Source organism: Leucobacter luti (genome assembly GCF_004217175.1).
Classification (GTDB): domain Bacteria; phylum Actinomycetota; class Actinomycetes; order Actinomycetales; family Microbacteriaceae; genus Leucobacter; species Leucobacter luti.
The window spans coordinates 369,706-387,673 of sequence record NZ_SHKI01000006.1 but is presented as its reverse complement, the minus strand read 5'-3'; the positions used below and the strand labels follow the sequence as shown (position 1 = coordinate 387,673).

16 protein-coding genes are annotated in these 17,968 nt (G+C 72.6%); 4 read left to right on the top strand and 12 right to left on the bottom strand.

Features of this window, described 5'->3' with window-relative positions; all coding sequences use genetic code 11:
• Nucleotides 1-53 precede the first annotated feature (53 nt).
• Nucleotides 54-575, bottom strand: a complete 522-nt coding sequence (gene purE, locus EV139_RS13100; RefSeq protein ID WP_130454778.1) for a 5-(carboxyamino)imidazole ribonucleotide mutase — start codon at nt 573-575, stop codon at nt 54-56.
• A gap of 41 nt (nt 576-616) precedes the next feature.
• Complete coding sequence (locus EV139_RS13095) at nt 617-1,765, bottom strand: 5-(carboxyamino)imidazole ribonucleotide synthase (RefSeq protein WP_130454777.1); 1,149 nt, start codon at nt 1,763-1,765, stop codon at nt 617-619.
• Between the two features lie 168 nt (nt 1,766-1,933).
• Between EV139_RS13095 and EV139_RS13090 the strand changes: the two genes are divergently transcribed.
• On the top strand, nt 1,934-3,634 hold the full coding sequence (locus EV139_RS13090) for a DHA2 family efflux MFS transporter permease subunit (protein WP_130454776.1): 1,701 nt from the start codon (nt 1,934-1,936) through the stop codon (nt 3,632-3,634).
• On the top strand, nt 3,634-4,179 hold the full coding sequence (locus EV139_RS13085; protein WP_130454775.1) for a MarR family winged helix-turn-helix transcriptional regulator: 546 nt from the start codon (nt 3,634-3,636) through the stop codon (nt 4,177-4,179). Before EV139_RS13090 ends, EV139_RS13085 begins: the two co-directional genes overlap by 1 nt.
• A gap of 123 nt (nt 4,180-4,302) precedes the next feature.
• Here EV139_RS13085 and phnE read toward each other — a convergent pair whose 3' ends face one another.
• From phnE to EV139_RS13065, 4 genes are all read right to left on the bottom strand, one after another.
• The gene (gene phnE, locus EV139_RS13080; protein ID WP_130454774.1) at nt 4,303-5,154 is read right to left on the bottom strand and encodes a phosphonate ABC transporter, permease protein PhnE; all 852 of its coding nucleotides are present in this window, start codon (nt 5,152-5,154) and stop codon (nt 4,303-4,305) included.
• 90 nt (nt 5,155-5,244) lie between these two features.
• Nucleotides 5,245-6,048, bottom strand: a complete 804-nt coding sequence (locus tag EV139_RS13075) for a phosphonate ABC transporter ATP-binding protein (protein ID WP_241989060.1) — start codon at nt 6,046-6,048, stop codon at nt 5,245-5,247.
• Nucleotides 6,048-6,962, bottom strand: coding sequence for a phosphate/phosphite/phosphonate ABC transporter substrate-binding protein (locus EV139_RS13070; RefSeq protein WP_130454773.1), 915 nt, complete (start codon nt 6,960-6,962; stop codon nt 6,048-6,050). Before EV139_RS13070 ends, EV139_RS13075 begins: the two co-directional genes overlap by 1 nt.
• A 67-nt stretch (nt 6,963-7,029) precedes the next feature.
• On the bottom strand, nt 7,030-8,163 hold the full coding sequence (locus tag EV139_RS13065) for a TIGR03364 family FAD-dependent oxidoreductase (RefSeq protein ID WP_130454772.1): 1,134 nt from the start codon (nt 8,161-8,163) through the stop codon (nt 7,030-7,032).
• Nucleotides 8,164-8,328: 165 nt separating this feature from the next.
• Here EV139_RS13065 and EV139_RS13060 point away from each other — a divergent pair, with 165 nt between their 5' ends.
• Nucleotides 8,329-9,147, top strand: coding sequence for a GntR family transcriptional regulator (locus EV139_RS13060; protein ID WP_130454771.1), 819 nt, complete (start codon nt 8,329-8,331; stop codon nt 9,145-9,147).
• The gene (locus tag EV139_RS13055; protein WP_130454770.1) at nt 9,144-9,857 is read left to right on the top strand and encodes a phosphonatase-like hydrolase; all 714 of its coding nucleotides are present in this window, start codon (nt 9,144-9,146) and stop codon (nt 9,855-9,857) included. Before EV139_RS13060 ends, EV139_RS13055 begins: the two co-directional genes overlap by 4 nt.
• On the opposite strand, the gene EV139_RS13050 is transcribed toward EV139_RS13055, so the two are convergent.
• The 6 genes from EV139_RS13050 to EV139_RS13025 all read right to left on the bottom strand — a co-directional run bounded on the left by EV139_RS13050 (nt 9,854) and on the right by EV139_RS13025 (nt 17,762).
• Nucleotides 9,854-10,546, bottom strand: coding sequence for an endonuclease/exonuclease/phosphatase family protein (locus tag EV139_RS13050; RefSeq protein ID WP_130454769.1), 693 nt, complete (start codon nt 10,544-10,546; stop codon nt 9,854-9,856). The two genes, EV139_RS13055 and EV139_RS13050, sit on opposite strands and share 4 nt — an antisense overlap.
• A 279-nt stretch (nt 10,547-10,825) precedes the next feature.
• Nucleotides 10,826-12,427, bottom strand: coding sequence for a DUF5684 domain-containing protein (locus tag EV139_RS13045; protein ID WP_130454768.1), 1,602 nt, complete (start codon nt 12,425-12,427; stop codon nt 10,826-10,828).
• Between the two features lie 119 nt (nt 12,428-12,546).
• On the bottom strand, nt 12,547-13,020 hold the full coding sequence (locus EV139_RS13040) for a hypothetical protein (protein WP_130454767.1): 474 nt from the start codon (nt 13,018-13,020) through the stop codon (nt 12,547-12,549).
• Nucleotides 13,010-15,433: a transglutaminase domain-containing protein gene (locus EV139_RS13035; protein WP_130454766.1), complete on the bottom strand. Its 2,424-nt coding sequence runs from the start codon at nt 15,431-15,433 to the stop codon at nt 13,010-13,012. The genes EV139_RS13040 and EV139_RS13035 overlap by 11 nt, the downstream gene beginning before the upstream one ends.
• A complete protein-coding gene (locus EV139_RS13030) occupies nt 15,430-16,755 on the bottom strand; it encodes a DUF58 domain-containing protein (protein ID WP_130454765.1) in 1,326 nt (441 codons plus the stop codon). The genes EV139_RS13035 and EV139_RS13030 overlap by 4 nt, the downstream gene beginning before the upstream one ends.
• Nucleotides 16,752-17,762 (bottom strand): AAA family ATPase, encoded by a 1,011-nt coding sequence (locus EV139_RS13025; protein ID WP_420029122.1) that lies wholly within the window; start codon nt 17,760-17,762, stop codon nt 16,752-16,754. The genes EV139_RS13030 and EV139_RS13025 overlap by 4 nt, the downstream gene beginning before the upstream one ends.
• Nucleotides 17,763-17,968 lie beyond the last annotated feature (206 nt).

The window sequence follows — 17,968 nt, the reverse complement described above, 5'->3', positions numbered from 1 at the left end:
GCGTCGCCCGGCGGCGAGGTGAGCCGCGGGGCCGCGAAGCCCCGACGGGCGAGCTACCTCGCCGCGTCGTCGTCGACCCGCGCCTGGAGCGCAGCGTTCTTCAGCTCGACCGCGTCGGTCAGCCCCTGCGCGTAGTCCGCAAGCTGCTCGGCCACATCCGAGTCCGCGGCGCCAAGAATTCGGGCCGCGAGCAGGCCGGCGTTCTTCGCCCCGCCGATCGACACGGTCGCGACCGGGATCCCACCAGGCATCTGCACGATCGACAGCAGCGAGTCGAGCCCGTCGAGCGTGGCGAGCGGGACCGGGACGCCGATCACCGGGAGCGTGGTCATCGACGCGACCATGCCGGGCAGGTGCGCTGCGCCGCCGGCGCCGGCGATGATCACGCGGATGCCCCGGCCGGCAGCCTCGCGCGCGTAGCTGACCATCTTGTCGGGCGTGCGGTGCGCACTGACGACCTCGACCTCGTGCGGGATCCCGAAGTCGCGCAGCACCTGGACGGCGTCGGCCATCACGGAGAAGTCTGAATCGGATCCCATAATGACGCCGACGATGGGCGCTGCGCTCTGTGCCATGCGTCAATCGTAGCCGGGACCGAGCGGGCGGGCGTCGCGGCTCAGTCGAACGCGGCGGCGGCCGCCTGCGCGGCCGCGCGCACCGCGGCGAGGTCGTCGCCGACGACCGTAACGTGCCCCACCTTGCGGCCGGGGCGCGGCTGCTTGTCGTAGCTGTGGATCTTCGCCTCTGGGTGGGCCGCGAGCGCCGCCGCGTACCGCACGGGCATGGGCCCCTCGGCCGGGCCGCCGAGCACGTTGACCATCACCGCGGCCGGTGCGGTCATCCGAGTGTCCCCGAGCGGGAGGTCGGCGACAGCACGCAGGTGCTGCTCGAACTGACTCGTCACGGAGCCCTCAATGGAGAAGTGGCCGGAGTTGTGCGGGCGCATCGCCAGCTCGTTGACGAGTACGCGACCGTCGCGGGTCTCGAACATCTCGACGGCGAGCACACCGGTGACCTCGACGCCCGCGGCGACGATCGCACCGATGCGGGCTGCCTCGTCGAGCGTCGCGGGGGTGGCAACGGGGGCGGGGGCGATCACCTCGGCGCAGACGCCATCGCGCTGGATCGTCTCGACGACGGGCCAGGTGCGGGTCTCACCGCTCGGACGCCGCGCGACCAGCTGGGACAGCTCGCGAGTGAAGTCGACGAGCTCCTCGACCAGCAGCTGCCCGCCGTGTCCGTCCTCCGCGAGTGCGGTAAACCAGTCGCGCACCTCGGCGGCATCGGACACGACACGCACGCCCTTGCCGTCGTAGCCGCCGCGGGCAGTCTTGACCACGGCGCGGCCGCCGTGCTCGGTGATGAACCGCTGCAGCTCCGCCGCGTCGGAGACGGCCGCCCACGCGGGGACGGGCACGCCGAGCTCGCCGAGCTTCTCGCGCATCAGGATCTTGTCTTGCGCGAACTGCAGCGCGCCCGGCCGCGGGTGCACGGCGACGCCGCGGCGCTCGAGTTCGTGCAGGATCTCCTGCGGCACGTGCTCGTGATCGAAGGTCACCACGTCGACGGTGTCGGCGAACGCGTACACGGTCTCCGGATCCCGGTAGTCCCCCACCACGTCGGCGGCGCGCTCGGCGCTCGAGCCCTCGGTTTCGGCAAGCACGCTGATGCGCAGGCCGAGGTGGATCGCGGGCGGCACCATCATGCGGGCGAGCTGCCCGCCGCCGATGACGCCGATGCGGATGCTGCCGGTCTCAAGTCCCATGCGTCCATTCTGCCGTACCCGACGGCACCGGCGCGCCCCGCCCACGGCGCGCGCACTCCCGGCATTAGTTGACTTCAATCAACTATCGGAATATAGTTGACCCTTGTCAACAAATCGTGCCCCGTCAGGCGACCCGGCACTTCTCGTCGCGAAGGATCCCACCCCCGAATGACCGCAGTTCACCCAGCCGCCCCCAGCGGGGCGCTCCTCACCGGCCGCGCAAAGCACCTCGCGCTTGCCGGCCTGTTCCTCAGCATGTTCGTCTCGATGCTCGCGATGAACGTGGTCGGCACCTCGATGCCGATCATCATCGCCGACATCGGCGGCACGCAGGCCGCGTTCACCTGGGTGGTCACCGCGACCATGCTCGCGAGCGCGATCTCCACCCCCATCTGGGGCAAGCTCGCCGACCTCACGAGCAAGAAGGCGCTCCTGCAGATCGCCCTCATCGTCTTCACCCTGGGCTCCGCCCTCGCCGGCACCGCGCAGGATCCGACCTGGCTCATCGTGTTCCGCGTGCTCCAGGGCCTCGGCGCCGGCGGCCTCGGCGTGCTCGGCCAGATCGTCCTCGCCGAAGTGGTCAGCCCGCTTGAGCGTGGCAAGTACATGGGCATCATGGGCGCCGTGATGGCTGTCGCCACCGTGGGCGGCCCGCTGCTCGGTGGCCTCATCACCGACACCATCGGCTGGCGCTGGAACTTCTACGTCGCGGCCCCGATCGCGATCGTGGCAATCATCATGCTGCAGCGCACGCTGCACCTGCAGACGTTCAAGCAGAAGATCAAGATCGACTACCTCGGTGCCGCGCTCATCTCCGCCGGCTTCACCAGTTTGCTTATCTGGGTCACCCTCGGTGGCTCCAACTTTGACTGGTGGTCGTGGCAGACGATCGCGATGGTCGGCGGCGGCCTCATCGTGCTCGCGCTCGCGGTGTTCGTTGAGACTCGCGCCGAGGAGCCGCTGATCCCGCTCACGCTGTTCAAGAACCGCACGTTCACCCTCGCCGTCGTCGCGAGCATCGCCGTGGGTCTCGCCATGTTCGGGACCGCGGTGTTCCTCGGCCAGTACATGCAGCTCGCCCGCGGCCGCACCGTCATCGAGGCGAGCCTGCTCACCCTCCCGATGATGGCCGGCGTACTGATCTCCTCGACCATCGTGGGACAGATCATCACGCGCACCGGCAAGTGGAAGCGCTACATGGTGATCGGCGCGGTCGCGCTGCTCGCCGGCCTGCTCCTCATGGGCCAGCTCCGCTACGACACCTCGTACTGGTACGTGGGCGTCTCGATGTTCATCATGGGTGCCGGCGTCGGCATGACGATGCAGAACCTCGTGCTCGTGGTGCAGAACACGGTGCCGCCAACGCAGATGGGCGTCGCGAGTTCCTCGGTCACCTTCTTCCGCACGATCGGCGGCACCGCCGGCATGTCGGCAATGGGGGCAATGCTCGCAGCCCAGGTGAGCAGCTACATCCAGGACGGCCTCGCCAAGCTCGCCCCGGAGCAGCTCGCCGGGGCCGAGTCGCTCGCGAGCGGCGTGCTCCCCAAGGTCGCCGAGCTGCCCGAGCCGATCCGGCTCGTGGTTGAGTCCGCCTACGGGCACAGCATCGGCAACATCTTCTTCGCGGCGTCCCCCATTGCGCTGCTCGCGCTGGTCGCGATCATCTTCCTGCCCAACGTGCCGCTCAGCACCAAGAGCAACGCGGAGAAGATCGCCGACCTGCGCGCGGCGGAGGAGGCCAACGCCGAGGGCGTCCTCACCGGCTCGGTCACAGTGCTCACGGACACGACCGGCCCGGTCGTGCTGCCGACGCGCCACAGCCAGGCGGCCCCCTCCACCACGATAAAGACCGACAGCTCGGAGCGCTGATGAGCGACAGCTCTGCTCGGCCCCGCGTCTCCCCGGAGGCGCGGGGCGAGGGTGACGACATCGTTGGCGACATCATCTCCGAGTTCTCAGAGGTGATCGCGTTCGCGCGCAGCCGCTGGGCGCGGTACGCCGAGGAGGTCCACGCGGACCTGCGCGGCGTCGGCCTCATCATGCTGCAGATGATCGTGCGGAAGGGCCCGCTCACGGCGACCGGGATCGCGCAGATGCTCGACATGGACAAGGCGGTGGTGAGCCGTCAGCTCGCGAAGCTGCGCGAGCTGGGCCTCGTGGAGACGGAGCCCGCCGCGGAGGACCGCCGCGTGGTGCTCCTCACCCCGAGCGCGCGGGCCCAAGAGCTGCTCGACGGGATCCGCGTCAAGTGGGCGGAGGCCTACCACGAGCGCTTCTCCGGGTGGAGCGACGCCGAGCTCGAGCAGCTCCGCGGCGGTCTGCACCGCTTCAACGCGACCGCCGAGCACGCCGCGCCGCCGGATCTCCCGTCGAGCCGCTGCACCCGCGAGGTGACCGAGGAGCCCGCCTCCTAGCGCACCACCCGCACGACCACCGAGCCGCGCTCCACCGCCCCGCGGCGGGGCGCGGCTCGGTGCGTTGCGGCCCGACGGGCGCGAACCCCGGCGGCCGGGTGCACCGTCCGCGCCGGGCGGCTCCTACAGGCGCTTCCGGATCCAGGACGACGCGAGATCGACCAGCACAATCACGATGAGGATGATGATGAGGTAGGTCAGCATCTCGTCGAACTGGAATGTCTTGATCGACTTGTTGATCAGCAGCCCGATGCCGCCGGCGCCCACCAGGCCGAGCACGAGCGACGACCGCACGTTCACGTCGAAGCGGTAGAGCAGCAGGCCCGTGAGCTGCGGGAGCACGCCCGGGATCGTGGCGTTCGCGACCACCTGCCAGCGGCTCGCACCCGTGGTGCGCAGCGCCTGCTCCGGCCCGGGATCGACGTCCTCCATTGCTTCCGCCCAGAGCTTCCCCATCACGCCGGTGTTGTGGCAGATCAGCGCGAGCACGCCGGCGAACGGGCCGAGACCCACGGCCGTCACGAAGATGAGCGCGAACACGATGTCGGGCACGGCGCGGAAGAACGAGAGGATCCCGCGGGCGGCCTGGTACACGAAGCGGTTTGGGGCGGTGGTGCGCGCCGCGAATACCGCCAGCAGCAGCGCGAACGGCACGGATATCGTGGTGCCGAGCAGGCCCACCCAGAGCGTGGTGAGCGCCCCGGTCAGTCCGGACCGCAACACCTCGGGGCTGAGGTCCGGCGGGATCGCCTCCGACAGGAAGTTCATCATGCCGGTCGCACCGGTCACGAGCTTTTCTGGCCTGAAGTCCGTGGCCTGGAACGCGAGCAGGTGAAGCACCACGAGGACGCCGATAATCGCAGCCCATGAGCCGGCGCGATACGGCGCCCGCGGGTCACGCGGCACCGGGAGCGTGCGCGGGGCGTCGGGTGGGCGCGGTGCGGCCGGCGGTGCGGCGGCGAGTGTGTCGGTCACGGGGGTCCTCACGGTGGGGTGCGGTCGGATGCGGTCGGTGGTATCGGTGTTGTCGGGGCGGTCGGTGCCCGCGGTGGCGCGGCGCCGGGCTCAGAGATACAGCGAGGCGAGGAGCGCGTCGTCGATCTCGGGAACAGCGGCGTCGAAGACGAGGCGTCCCCCGCGCAGCCCGATCACCCGGTCGGCGTAGCGCCGCGCGAGCTGCGGCTGGTGCAGCACGGCAGCCACCCCGAGCCCCTCGTGCGCCGCGAGGTCGTGGAGCAGTTGCATCACGTCGTCGGCGGCCTTCGGGTCGAGGGCCGACACCGGCTCGTCCGCGAGGATCATGCGCGGCCGCTGGCACAGGGCGCGGGCGATCGCGACGCGCTGCTGCTGGCCTCCGGAGAGGCTGCCCGCGCGGTCACGCGCCCGATCAGCGAGGCCCACCCGGTCGAGGCAGGCCATCGCCTCCGACTCGAGCTCGCGCCCGAACAGCGGCGGCAGCGAACGCCAGGCGGGGAGCCTCGCGAAGCCCCCGGCGCACACGTTCTGGAGCACCGTGCGGCGCGGCACGAGGTGAATCTTCTGAAACACCGTTGCGGCGGTGCGGCGGGCCTCGGCCCGCCGCACCGCGCTCGCCTCGGTGAGGCGCACCCCGGCGATCGTAATGTCGCCGGAGTCCGCCTCGATGAGCCCGTTCACCGCGCGCAGGGTGGTCGATTTTCCGGATCCGTTTGCCCCGAGGAACGCGACGACCTCCCCGGCGTGCACGCGCATGCTCATGTCCTGGAGCACGACGCGGTCGCCGAAGCTCTTTGAGATAGCGTGCACGTCGAGGAGCACCTCGCCGAGCGCGCTCGGTGCGGCCGAGGCGCCGCTCGGTCGGGGTGCGCTGAGCGCGGTGACGGGGCGCACTACACGTCTTTCTCGGTGAGGCCCATGGTCTCGGCCAGGTCGAACAGCGGCTGGTAGGTCTCCACGGTCACGGGAATGAGGGGCCCCGCCGGATCGACGCCGAGGAACGCGCTCACCTGCTCAACGTCCTCGGTCTTGAGCGTGAGCAGCGCGTCTGCGACCGCGTCCTTGAACTCCTGCGGCAGATTGCCGCGCACCGTGATCGGGTCGTTCGGGATCTCCTCCGACTCCCACACCTGGCGGAACTCGCTCGTGTCGATCGTCCCCTCGGCCTCTGCCGTGGCGAGCGTCTGCGAGTTGATCTGCGCGGCGTCGACCGTGCCGTTCACCAGGGCGAGCAGCGCCTCCGGGTGGCCGCCCGCGTAGTCGGCGGTCACCCGGTCCGCGATCCCGGCGTCGGTGAGCGCCGACATGGGAAGGGCATCGCCCGAGGTGGAACCGGGGCTGCCGAGCGCGAGGGTGTGCCCCACGAGGTCGTCGATCGACTGGATCTCGGAGTCCTTCGGCACCCAAATGCCGCCCGTGTACGTGGTCGGTTTGCCGTCCGCGTCGCCGAACGAGGCGAGCGGGGTGGCGTCGGCGCGCTGGTTCGCGAAGACGAAGCCGAGGGGGCCAAACTGCGCGATCTCAAGCGAGTCGTTCTCCATCGCGAGCACCTCGGCGGCGTAGTCCTCCGTGATGATCACCTCGACGGGGCAGTCGAGCTGCTCCGAGAGTGCGGCACCGAGCGCCTGGTACGCGGGCTCGAGGCGATCCGGATCCTCGTACGGGAGGATCCCGAACCGGGTGTTCCCGCCGGGGCAGGTCGCCGACTCGGCCACGGCCGAGTCCGCACCGGATCCGGTCGAGCAGGCGGCGAGGGTGAGGGTCAGCGCGGCCAGGGTGGTGGCGGCGAGGATAGCGGATTTCTTCACGATTCTCCTTGGTCGGTGTGGTGCGTGGGTGCTGCGGGTGATCTGGGTGGAAGGGGTGCCGGGCGGATCAGAGCGCCGCGATCGTGCGCGCGCCGAGGCCGAGGCCGACGGTCATGCCAACGCCGGTGGTCAGCGTGACCACGTGCACGCCGGGCGCCGGGCTCGCGCGCAGAATGTCGCCGGCGGTGCTCGTGGCGTAGAGGCCCTGCCAGCGCTCAAGCACGTCGAGGCGGGGAGCGCCGAGCAGGGTCGCAACCTCGTCGAGCAGGATCCGCGACCAGCGCTCGTCGAGGAACGGCGGGGCCGCGTCGTGTGCGGCGTGCGAGTCCCCGACGAGCAGCGTGCCGTCTGCCTGCTGCGTGAGCATCACGTTCGCCGAGATCTCGAACAGCTCGGGGCGCTGGGCCGTGAGCTCGTCCCGCAACGCGTCGGCGGCGGGCCCGTCGAAACGGCCGTAGCGGAGCATCGACGTGCCCGTGAGCACTGCGGGGCCCAGCCCCATCGCGTGCGGCGCGCGCACCCTGGCCATCTGCAGCGCGCACTCGCGCACCCCACCGGTGCTGGCGAGCTCCGGGAAGAGGCGCCCCAGCAGGTGGCCGGTCGCCACGATCACGGTGTCGGCCTCGATCCTGCCTCGACTCGTCTCCACGAGACCGGTATCGACAGCATGCACGGTCGTGCGAAAGCGCACCTCGCCCTGCTCGTGCCCGGCGATCCAGGCGGCGATGCGCGCCACGGCAGTGCGCGGGTTCGCCGTGATGTCGGCCGGGAGCATGAGCCCCGCCCGGATCGCCCCGGCAGCCTCGCCCCCGGGTGCGAGCCGCAGCTCGGCCGCCGCGGCAGCACCGCTCAGAAGGCGCGCCCCCTCGGGCGCGCGCTCGGCAAGGACCTCGTGTAGCACCGCGGCCTCGGCGTCGGAGCGCGCCACGGCAAGCGTTCCCGAGCGCCGCGCCTCGACCCCGGCGCGCTCAGCGAGGCCGAGCCAGAGCGGCAGGCTCTCGCGCGCAAGCTCGCCGAGCTCGCCGGCCTGCACCGACGCCCCCACGTGCCCGAAGTTGCGCACGCTCGATGTCACGGCCGCGGCGTCCTGCTCGATCACGGTGACGCGGTAGCCGGCGTCGAGCGCGGCCACGGCGTGCGCCAGGCCGACGATGCCGGCACCGACGATGGCGATGCTGGGTGCTGGGGTCTGCGAATTCATGGTTCGATCCTGCGGTGCCGAAAGTAGTCAACACAACTTGAGTCGCCGGAGTTCGCTGAGCGTTCATCGAGCCGGGCGTCGGGCACGCAAAACCGTCACCGGGCGTTCACGCGGCGGCCACCGGGGCACCGCGCGAGCAGTCAAGACAACTTGTAGTCTGTCCGCATGACCACCACCGCACCCCTCCACGTGCAGCTGTACGAGGAGATGATCCGCCGCATCCGCACCGGGACCTGGCAGCAGGGCGACAAGGTACCGAGCGAGAAATCGCTCATCGCCGAGTTCGGCACCTCGCGCGGCCCGGTGCGCCAGGCGCTCGCGGCACTCCGCGCCGAGGGCATGATCGTTGGCGGCCGCGGGACCCCGCCGCGCGTGCAGCGCACGGCGCCCGTGCAGTCGTTCGACACGTTCATGTCGTTCACCGAGTGGGCGCGCGAACTCGGCTTTACCCCGGGCCAGCGCGTGATCGAGGCGAGCCGCCGTCCCGCCACCGAGCGGATCGCCACCGAGCTGCGGATCCCGCCCGACTCCCCGATCGTCGAGATCATCCGCGTGCGCACCCTCGACGGCAAACCGGCGATGCTTGAGCGCTCGCTCTACCCGTACGAGATCGGCCGGCACCTCCTCTCCGCCGACCTCGACGGCGGCAGCATCTACCAGGCGCTCGCGGCCGCCGGGGTGGTGCCCGTGCGCGCCCGGCACGTGATCGACGCCATCGCCGCCCACCCGCTCGAGGTTGAGCAGCTCGGCATTGCCCCGGGCTCACCGCTGCTGCGCGTGCGCCGCCTCGCCACGAACGAGTTCGGCGCGGTCATCGAGACCGCGGACGACCGCTACCTGCCGTCGATGACCAACTTCGCGGTCGAAAACAGCGCCGAGCATCGAATCCCACTGACGCGGCAGGCCGTCGCCGGCCCGTTTCTCTCCCCCACCGATTCACCGGCGCAATCCGCGTCGGACCAGCAGCCCCAGGAGCACGCATGATCACCCTCGCCGTTTTCGACATGGCCGGCACCACGATTGACGACGGCGGCGCCGTGTACCGCGCGCTCGAAGACGCGGTCACCGAGACCGGGGTCGCCGTCGCCCCCGCCGATCTGCAGGAGTGGATGGGCACGGAGAAGCGCGCGGCGATCACCGCGCTCATCGGCCTGGGCGGCGGCGACGCCACCGTGCCAGGCCTCGTCGAGGCGACGTTCGATCGCTTCCGCGAGATCCTCGCCGAGCGCTACGCTGCGGCCCCGCCCACCCCGATCCCGGGGGTGACCGAGGCGATCACGGAGCTGCGCGCGAACGGGGTGCGCGTGGCGCTCACCACCGGGTTCTCGCGCGACGTGGCCTCGGGTATCCTCACCGAGCTCGGCTGGCACGTGGACGATTCCAGCGTGGCCGGTGCGGCACCGACGCTCGCCATTGACGCGCTGGTGTGCGGCGACGAGGTCGCGGCCGGCCGGCCGGCCCCGCACATGATCCACCGCGCTATGGAGCGCACCGGCACAATCGACGTCGCTGAGGTGCTCGTGGCCGGCGACACCGCCGTCGACGTGCTCGCCGGCGCCCACTCGGGCGCCGCGCACTCGATCGGCGTGCTCACGGGCAAGCTCGACCGCGCGGAGTTCCCCGCGGCGGCGACCGCCGTGCTCGCCTCGGTAGCGCAGGTGCCCGCGTACCTCGCAGCGGGCGAGCTCGCCTAGGCTGCGGCCGGAACCCGCTCGGCGGCCAGCCCCGCGGAAACCAGAATCGGGAGGTGGTCCGAGAGGCCGCGTCCGAGCGTGGACACACTCTCGATGTCGAGGCCCATTGACGTCGCGAAGTCGAAGTGGCCGCGGAACATCTTGTAGCGCGTATAGGTGCGCTTGTCGCTCAGGCTCAGCTCATAGCCTTGATCCCGCATCTCGGTGTCGAGCCGCCCCTTGAAAACTGGGTAGTTGTAGTCGCCCACCATCAGGGCGGGCAGGCCGGGGCCGAGGCCGCGCAGCTCGCCGAGCGCCGCGTGGATCTGGTGGCGGCGCAGCGAGTTGAGCGCGGTGAGCGGCGCAGCGTGGAACGAGGCGACCACCAGGTCACGGCTTGTCTCGCGATCGTGCAGGCGTGCGCCAAGCAGGCGCTCGTGCGCCGGGGCCAGCAGGCGATCGTGCAGCGACTTCTTCAGCTGAAACGTGTGCGCCGAGCGGGTCACGAAGCGGTCGGCCCGCACGTACATTGCGAGCCCGAGCCGGTTGCGCTCGGTGGCGTGCACGAGCTCGAGCGACCCGAGCCGCTGCGGCAGCGCGACGGACTCAGCCTCCTGCAGACACAGCACGTCAACTTCGTGATCCGCCGCGAGATCGGCGATCTCAATGACCGCACGATTCTTCCGCAGGTTGTAGCTGATGACCTTCATACCGCACCTTTCCCCGGGGCGCCCCCGAGTTACGCCGACAGGCCCCACCCTACGCGCGCCAAGCTGAGTGTCGGCAGCGCATTTGCAGAGTGTCTTCACAGCCGGGTGCGCAGTCCGGCGCACCGCGCGAATTCGCGCAGGAGGTCCGAACTCAGGCGGGGAGAATCTGACGATTCCGTCCGCCTGAGTTCGGATCTCCTGCGCGAGCTCGTGCGCGGGGCGCGCGAGGGCGGGTGGGGCGCGGGCGGGTGGGGCGCGGGCGGGTGGGGCGCGGGCGGGCTAGAGCCGGTAGAGCCGCACCTCGAGCGTGCCAAGCACCATCCGCTCGGCGGCGGGGAATGCCAGCCCGGCGGGGATCTGCGACAGGTTGCCGGCGCCGTCCACCAGGGAGAGGCCGTTCGTTGAGTGCAGGTCCTCGATGGTCCAGTCATCCCCGTCGCGGCGCAGCCGGGCGTGCGATTTCGACACGGTGCGGGTGGGGTCGGCGACGAGCAGCGTGCGGGCCTCGGCGATGGGCGCCGGCTTGCGCCCCACCACGATGTCGTCGCCGACGAGCTCGAGCGTCTCGCCATCGGGCAGTTCGAGCCCCCAGCGCGCACGGCGGGCAACGATGACCGTGTGGTCTGCCTCGTCCTCAGCATCGCCCGCATCGTGCAGGAAGATATCTGCGGGCTCCGGTGCGGGCTCGGATACAGCCGGCGCAGCTGTTGCCGGCACCGCCGCGGGCGCAGCCGGCATCGCGGCAGGAACCGCGGGCGCAGCGGGCGCTACCGCGGGCGCAGCGACGGGACCGGGCGCGGCCGGCTCCGCACCGGGAGCAGCGACCTCCGCAGCCGGCGCAGCAGCGACCTCTGCCGCAGGCGCAGCAGCAACCTCTGCCGCAGGGGCCGCGGATTCGCTGACGGGGCCGGGCAGCACCACCGGGGTACCCCCGGCCGCCGGCTCCTGCGTGTCCCCCGGCCAGGTGAACGGCTCCGGCGCCTGGCGCGCGCCGAGCGGGGGCGCCGGACGGGCCTCCAGGTGCTCCGCCGCGAGGCGCTCGTAGTTGCCCTCGGTGGTGTTACTGAAGCCCCAGTCGTTCATCGCGTGCGGATCGCGCTCGAGCTCGTGCGGCTGCGCCGAGCCCAGCGAGGCCACGGGCGCCTGCGGGGCTGGAGCCTGCGGAGCCACGGGGGCCTCCGGCGGGTGCTGTCGCATTGCGCCCGGGGGAACCGGCGGGAGCCCCTGGTGGGACACCGGGGCGCTCGGCGCGACGGGCGGCGGTGTGCCGAGGACCGCGCCCGCGGCGGCGCCAGCGGGGGCTTGCGGGGGCGCGGAGGCTTGCGCGGGCGCGGGCGGAGGCCACGTCGCAGCGGCGCCCGGCTCGGGCCAGGCCGCGGCCGCCCCCGGCGCGGGCCACGCGGCCTGCACGCCGGACCCCGTCCAGCCCTGGGCTGGCGGGGTGGGTGGCGCGGTGAGCGGCGGGAACGCCGCCCCGCCGGTGTACACGCTCGCCCCGGCATATGCCCCATCGGCGATGTGACTCGCGAGGAGCATCGCCCAGATCGGAGGCAAGAACGCACCGAGCACGGTGTAGGCCGCGTCCTTGCCGAACTCGCGGTTCAGGCGGTGGATCGCGATGACGCTGAACACGAAGGTGACGATGTTCAGGACGGGGACGATGCCGAGGACCGCGAGCCACCCCGGCAGCCCGGCCCGAGAGATGAGCCGCCACTGGTTCCAGATCGGGATCCAGCCGTGCGCGGCGGGGAGGCCCAGGTACGGGAAGAGCTTCGAGAGCGCCCAGAGGTACCAGACGTAGAGCACGAGGCCCACGAGCCCCCAAATACCCAGGACCGGCCCGAGCAGACTCACTGCTCCGAAGCTGAGATCGTTTCCCATCGCTACGTCACCATTTCCATTCGTTCATGTGAGGTCCTGCCGCACGGCGTGCGCCGCAGCGATTCGCGGCAGACCGCTCCTCTTCTGCATCCTACGTTGTGTGGCCGAGATCTCGAGAGTCACAGCCACGCAAGTCCCAGCTGCGCGAGGCCCCAGAGCCCCGCGCCGACGATGAGCACCATCCCGGTGCCGCCGAGCAGCGCGAGTCGCCGGAACCGCCGGTTCTGTGCCGTGACCGAGGGGAGAGCGCTGCGGTCCTGGCCTGCTTCCTGAGCCCCGGGCGTCGAACGCGGTGGCAGCCGATCCGGCGCTCGCCCGCCGAGGGGCGAGGGCGCGGGGCGGGCGCCGTACACCACTGGGAGCTCGGGCCGGGCACCCGCACGGGGCGGGGCGGTGCTCGGCTCCGGTGCCGCGGGAACGCGCCGCCCGGACCCGAGCGGGGGTTTGAACATCAGCGCCGCGAGCTCGCTCGCGCTGCGGGGGTCGGCGGGCTCTGGCAGTGGCGGTGCCGGTGTCGCGCTGTGTGCGGCGCCGCCGGTGTCGCCGGTGTCGCCCGCCTCACGGTGTCGCCGGGCCTCGTGCTCACTCGCCATGGTCGCTCCGTTCTCTGCCGAATCCGCGCACGCCGAACGATGCGAGCGAGAACCGCGCCCGGAGCCGAGCGAGCAACGACCGTCCGGCACGCAGCCCGGACAGCTCATCCGTCACGGCGGACCAGAGCCGGTCTGCCTCGGCCGCGTCGACGCTCTCCCCCGCGAACACGGCACGGTCGACGGCGGCGGCGATTGCGCTCCCGCCCGGGATCGCTGCGCCGAGATCGCGGCGGCTCAGCTGCGTCCGCCCGCCGGAAACCCGCGCCGCGCGCACCGCCGGAGTCCCCGCGTCGGCGTGGGCGTCGAGCAGCTCCTCCCAGGCCCCGAGCGCGCGCACCTCGGCGCTGTCGGCCCGGCGCCGGCGGCGGGTGCGCAGCGCCTTGACCGCGGGGATAAAGAGCGCCAGCGCGGCGAGCAGAAGCAGCGCGGCGGCCGCCAGGCCGATCCACCGCAGGGCTGGAAGCAGGCCCGCGGCGGTGTCCGCGGGAGTTGCCTGGGCCGGCGCGGTGTTCCCGGATCCGGATCCGAACTCGGGGTCGTTCTCTGGCGCATCGCGCTCCTCCGGCACCGTCGCGTGCTCCGGCAACCGCTCGCCTGACTCGAGGGCCGTGGGCGGGACCGCCACCTGGGGGGTCACGTCGAGCGGGGCCCACACCCCGTCGGCACCGCGTGCCTCGATCCACGCGGCCACGTTCGCGCCCGTGCAGCTCGACTCGCACGCGGGGACGCCGGGCACGCCATCTCCCCCGAGCCGCACGCCGAGCACGATCCGGGCGTCGAAGCCGAGGGCGCGGGCGAGCAGCACTGCCGCGGCGGCGAACTGCTCGTCGTCGCCGATCCCCGCGACGAGCGCCGCGTCGTCGCCCGCGGTGCCGGCGGCCTCCGCCTGGTCGTTGAGCTGCTCAAAGAGCTCCTCAATCCTGGCGAGCGAGTGCCCGCCGGGGCTCGCCACGAACCGCGTGCCGTACGCTGCGGCGAGCGCGTCGAGCCAGGCGCGGTCGCCCTGGTCGCTGAGCGCGTGGCTGAGGTAGCCGCGGGCGCGCAACCGATCGATCGCCTCGGCAAGGCCCTCGCCCGTGGCGGGGAGGCGCTGCGCGGCGAGCCAGCGCTCAAGCTGCGGGAGCTCGGCGAGGTCGAGGTCGGGGTGCGCGTGCGCGGGCGCCGCGTCGAGCCGCGCGTCGGGCGCTGCGCTCAGCTCGGCGCGGTAGGCGTCGCCGGCGCGCAGCCCTGCGGCGGTGGGCACGGCGATCCCGGCCCCGGTGTCTCGGTCGACGTAGAACCCGTCGGCCAGGTCGGCGGCCCGCGGCCCGGCGAACTCAGGTGGGGCGCCGAGCTCGGCGGTCAGCGGTACCCAGATCCCTGAGTAACCGGACTCGATGGCGACGCGCACGAGCGCCGGGTCGGTCACTGGGTCGCCGCTCGGGAAGCGCGTGAAGGTGCCGTTCCCGGCCGCGACGGTGAAGTCGACGCCGCTTGTCTGGTCCATCACGGCGAGGCGCATCCGGCCGGGCAGCGGACCGTCTCCCGTCACGGTGAAGAGCGGGGCGTCGTAGGCGGCGTCGCGCTTGAGCACGCGGTACCCGGCGAGCGGGCTGGTCTGTTCCCGAACCACGACCACGGGGTCGATCCGGTCGCGCGGCACCGTGCGCGGCGTCGAGGTCGCGGCGGGGGCGAGGATGGCCCCGGCGGCGAGCGCGGCGACGACGATCGCCGCGCCGGTGGCGCCGCGCGTGATCCCGCGCAGACGCGCGCCTGGCCCGCGGCCGAGGCGCAGGGCAGCGCGGCGTGCGGCGCCCGAGGTCCAGGCGATCCAGCCGGTGATCAGGATTGCCGCGGCGGCCCAGATCGCGAGCTCGCGCGGGGCGGCGACAGTGAGGGGTCCCAGCGCGAGCGGGTCGCTCAGTTCGACCGGACCGAAGACGGTGCCGAACGCCACGACCGCGGCGGCCGGGAGCGCCGCCCAGGGCGAGGCTGCGTCGCCCCGCACGGCCAGCCAGGTCGCGGCCGCTGCGGCGGCGTACACCGTGGTGAACAGCGGCACGAGCACGGCCTGGTAGCTGCCGAGCGGCAGGGTGAGCGTAAGGATCTGCTTCCACCCGAGGGCTACGGCCGCGAGCCCATCGCCGAGGCCCCGGAGGAGCCCGGCGGGTGCGCCGTCGAGCGCGCTCGGCACGGCGGCGGGGACGAGCAGCGCGACGAAGCCAAGGAGCAGCGCCACGGCGGTGAGTGCACCCCAGCGCCAGCGGCGCCCCGCCCAGGTGATCGCGAACGCCGCGGCGGCGGCCGCGCCGACCGCGAGCCAGGCCTCTGGCCCGCGGTACACGGGCCAGGCGGCGATCCCCGCGAGGAGCGCGATTGCGAGCACGAGCAGCGCCGCGGTGAGCGTGCGGCTCGGGGCGAGACGGCTCCTCACGCCGCCCCCTGTCGCAGCATGAGCTGGGGCAGGTCGGTCAGCGCGCCCACGGTGAGCACGGTGCTCGCGTCGCCGCGGTGCGCGCCCGGATCGGCGAGCGGTTCGCAGCGCACCGTGATCACGGTCACGTCTGCCGGGAACAGTACGGCGGCGCGGCGAAGGCGTGCTGCGTCCGGCACCGTGCCGGTGACGAGCGCCACGAGCGAGAGCGGGCGGCGCGACTGGGCAAGCCCCCGGGAGAGAACCTCGAGCGGCGCCGCCTCGGCGGTCGCGACCACGCGCGACCACGCGTCGAGCAGCTGGGTGGGGGTGCGCGCTGGAAGCTCTTCGAGCCCGTCGAGCGGTGAGCGCTCCCGCCCGGGCACCCACTGGGTCCCGACGAATCGCTCGCGCCCTTCTCGCACGGCCTGCAGCGCGAGCGAGGCGGCCACGCTGACCCCGAGCTCGAACGCTTCCTCGCTCACGTACTCGGCAAGGTTTGCGTCAAACAGGATCGCCGACCGCGCCGTCTGCGACTCCTCGTACTGCCGCACCATCGGCGTGCCCGTCTTCGCGGTTGAGCGCCAGTGGATGTGCCGGCGTGAGTCGCCGTGCGCGTAGTCTCTGACCGCGTGGAACGACAGGTCCGCGTCGGTGAGGCGGCGGCTCGCGTCGCCCTCCAGGTCGCGCACGAGCCCCGCGGCGCCCGGCGGCAGCGGGGTAGTGACGGGGTGCACGTGCACGAGGTGGCGGTCGGGCCAGGTGAGTTCGCGGCGCAGCAGGCCGACGGGGTCCCGCCGGGCCAGGGTGACGGGGCCGACGGGGATCACGCCCCGCTGCGGGGTGGGCACGTCCAGGGTCAGCGTCGTCTCTCCCCCCGCCGCGAGGAGGGGGATCGCGAGCTCGCGCAGCGCCGGCCCCACGGGGAGTTCCGCCGTTGCCGGCAGGGCGGGAGTGTGCCCCGGGTGTGCGACCGTCACGCGCAGGTGCACCTCGCCGCCCGCGACCACGCGGAGTCGATCGGCTCCGATGGTGATCTCGTAGGAGCGCCCGCCCGCGAGGAATGGCACCGCGACGAGCAGCAGCAGCGCGCCCGCGATCGCAATCCCCCACGCTTCAACCCAGCCGAGCGCGGCGCCCAGCACGCCGGCGGCGAGGGCGGCGATGAGCACGAACGCGCCGGCCGGGGTGATGACGCGCGTGAGCCGCCCCCACCAGGTGCGGACCGCACGCCGAGCGCGCGCGAGGGCGCGCCGAACGCCCGTCCCGCGCGTGGCTCCCGCGGTTCGGGCGGCCGTCCAGGTGGCCTCGCGTCCGCGGGTCTCGGTGTGCTGGGACGTCACGCGGCGCCGTTCTCCTGGGGCATCCGGACGTCGAGGAGCACCTGGCCAACGATCTGCACCGCGGTGACGCCGTCGAACTCTGCCTCGGGCTCGAGCACGATGCGGTGCGCGAGCACCGGGAGGGCGAGGTCGCGCACGTCGTCGGGGGTCACGAAGTGCCGGCCGTGGCCAGCCGCCCAGGCCGACGCGAGGCGCACGAGCGCGAGCGCGCCGCGCACACTCGCCCCGAGCCGCACCCCGCTGGCACGCCGGGTCGCTTCAACGATGCGCACGGCGTAGTCGGCCACGAGCGGGCTCACGTGCACGCGGTTCACGAAGTCCTGGGCCTGGGTCACCATCCCGGTCGAGACGACAGCGGCGAGCGGCGCCTGGCCGCCGCGGTGCTGCTGCAGGATGCGCAGCATCGCGCTCGCGTCCGGGTAGCCGATCGCGGTCTTGATCATGAAGCGATCAAGCTGGGCCTCGGGCAGGCGGTAGGTGCCGGCCTGCTCGACCGGGTTCTGCGTGGCGATCACCAGGAACGGGCTGCCCACCTCGTGGGATACGCCGTCGATGGTGACCCGGCCCTCCTCCATCACCTCAAGCAGCGCTGACTGCGTCTTGGGGCTGGCCCGGTTGATCTCGTCGGCGAGCACGACGTTCGCAAACACTGGCCCCGCGTGGAATTCGAACACGCCGGCGCGCTGATCGTAGACCGAGATGCCCGTGACGTCGCCGGGGAGGAGGTCGGGGGTGAACTGGATGCGCGAGGCAGTGCCCTGCACCACCTCGGCGAGTGAGCGCGCGAGCGCGGTTTTGCCGGTGCCCGGCACGTCCTCCAGGAGCACGTGCCCGCCGGCGAGGGCGCTCGCGAACACGAGATCGATGACGCGGCGCTTGCCCTGGATCACCTCCGCAATCGCGTCACCGCACGCCTGGAAGAGCTGCTGCACCCAGCGCGCCTGCTCCGGGGTGAGGGCGGCGCGGTCGTCCGCCCGGGCCGCGGCGGTCGCGGCCGGATCGCGGATCGGATCGGGCGCCAACGCCGGATCTGCCGCCGGGGCCGGATCGGACGTCGGGGCCGGATCTGGCGTCGGGGCCGGATCTGGCGTCGGGTCCGGATCTGACGTCGGGGCCGGATCTGGCGTCGGGGCCGGATGGGACGTCAACGCCGGATCTGCCGCCGGGGCCGGGGTCGGTGCCGCGGCGCGCCTGGCCACCCGCACCGTGTGAT

Coding starts and splice junctions, on each gene's coding strand:
- purE (WP_130454778.1), bottom strand. CDS start 575: ATGGCACAGAGCGCAGCGCCCATCGTCGGCGTCATTATGGGATCCGAT.
- EV139_RS13095 (WP_130454777.1), bottom strand. CDS start 1,765: ATGGGACTTGAGACCGGCAGCATCCGCATCGGCGTCATCGGCGGCGGG.
- EV139_RS13090 (WP_130454776.1), top strand. CDS start 1,934: ATGACCGCAGTTCACCCAGCCGCCCCCAGCGGGGCGCTCCTCACCGGC.
- EV139_RS13085 (WP_130454775.1), top strand. CDS start 3,634: ATGAGCGACAGCTCTGCTCGGCCCCGCGTCTCCCCGGAGGCGCGGGGC.
- EV139_RS13065 (WP_130454772.1), bottom strand. CDS start 8,163: ATGAATTCGCAGACCCCAGCACCCAGCATCGCCATCGTCGGTGCCGGC.
- EV139_RS13060 (WP_130454771.1), top strand. CDS start 8,329: ATGACCACCACCGCACCCCTCCACGTGCAGCTGTACGAGGAGATGATC.
- EV139_RS13055 (WP_130454770.1), top strand. CDS start 9,144: ATGATCACCCTCGCCGTTTTCGACATGGCCGGCACCACGATTGACGAC.
- EV139_RS13050 (WP_130454769.1), bottom strand. CDS start 10,546: ATGAAGGTCATCAGCTACAACCTGCGGAAGAATCGTGCGGTCATTGAG.
- EV139_RS13045 (WP_130454768.1), bottom strand. CDS start 12,427: ATGGGAAACGATCTCAGCTTCGGAGCAGTGAGTCTGCTCGGGCCGGTC.
- EV139_RS13040 (WP_130454767.1), bottom strand. CDS start 13,020: ATGGCGAGTGAGCACGAGGCCCGGCGACACCGTGAGGCGGGCGACACC.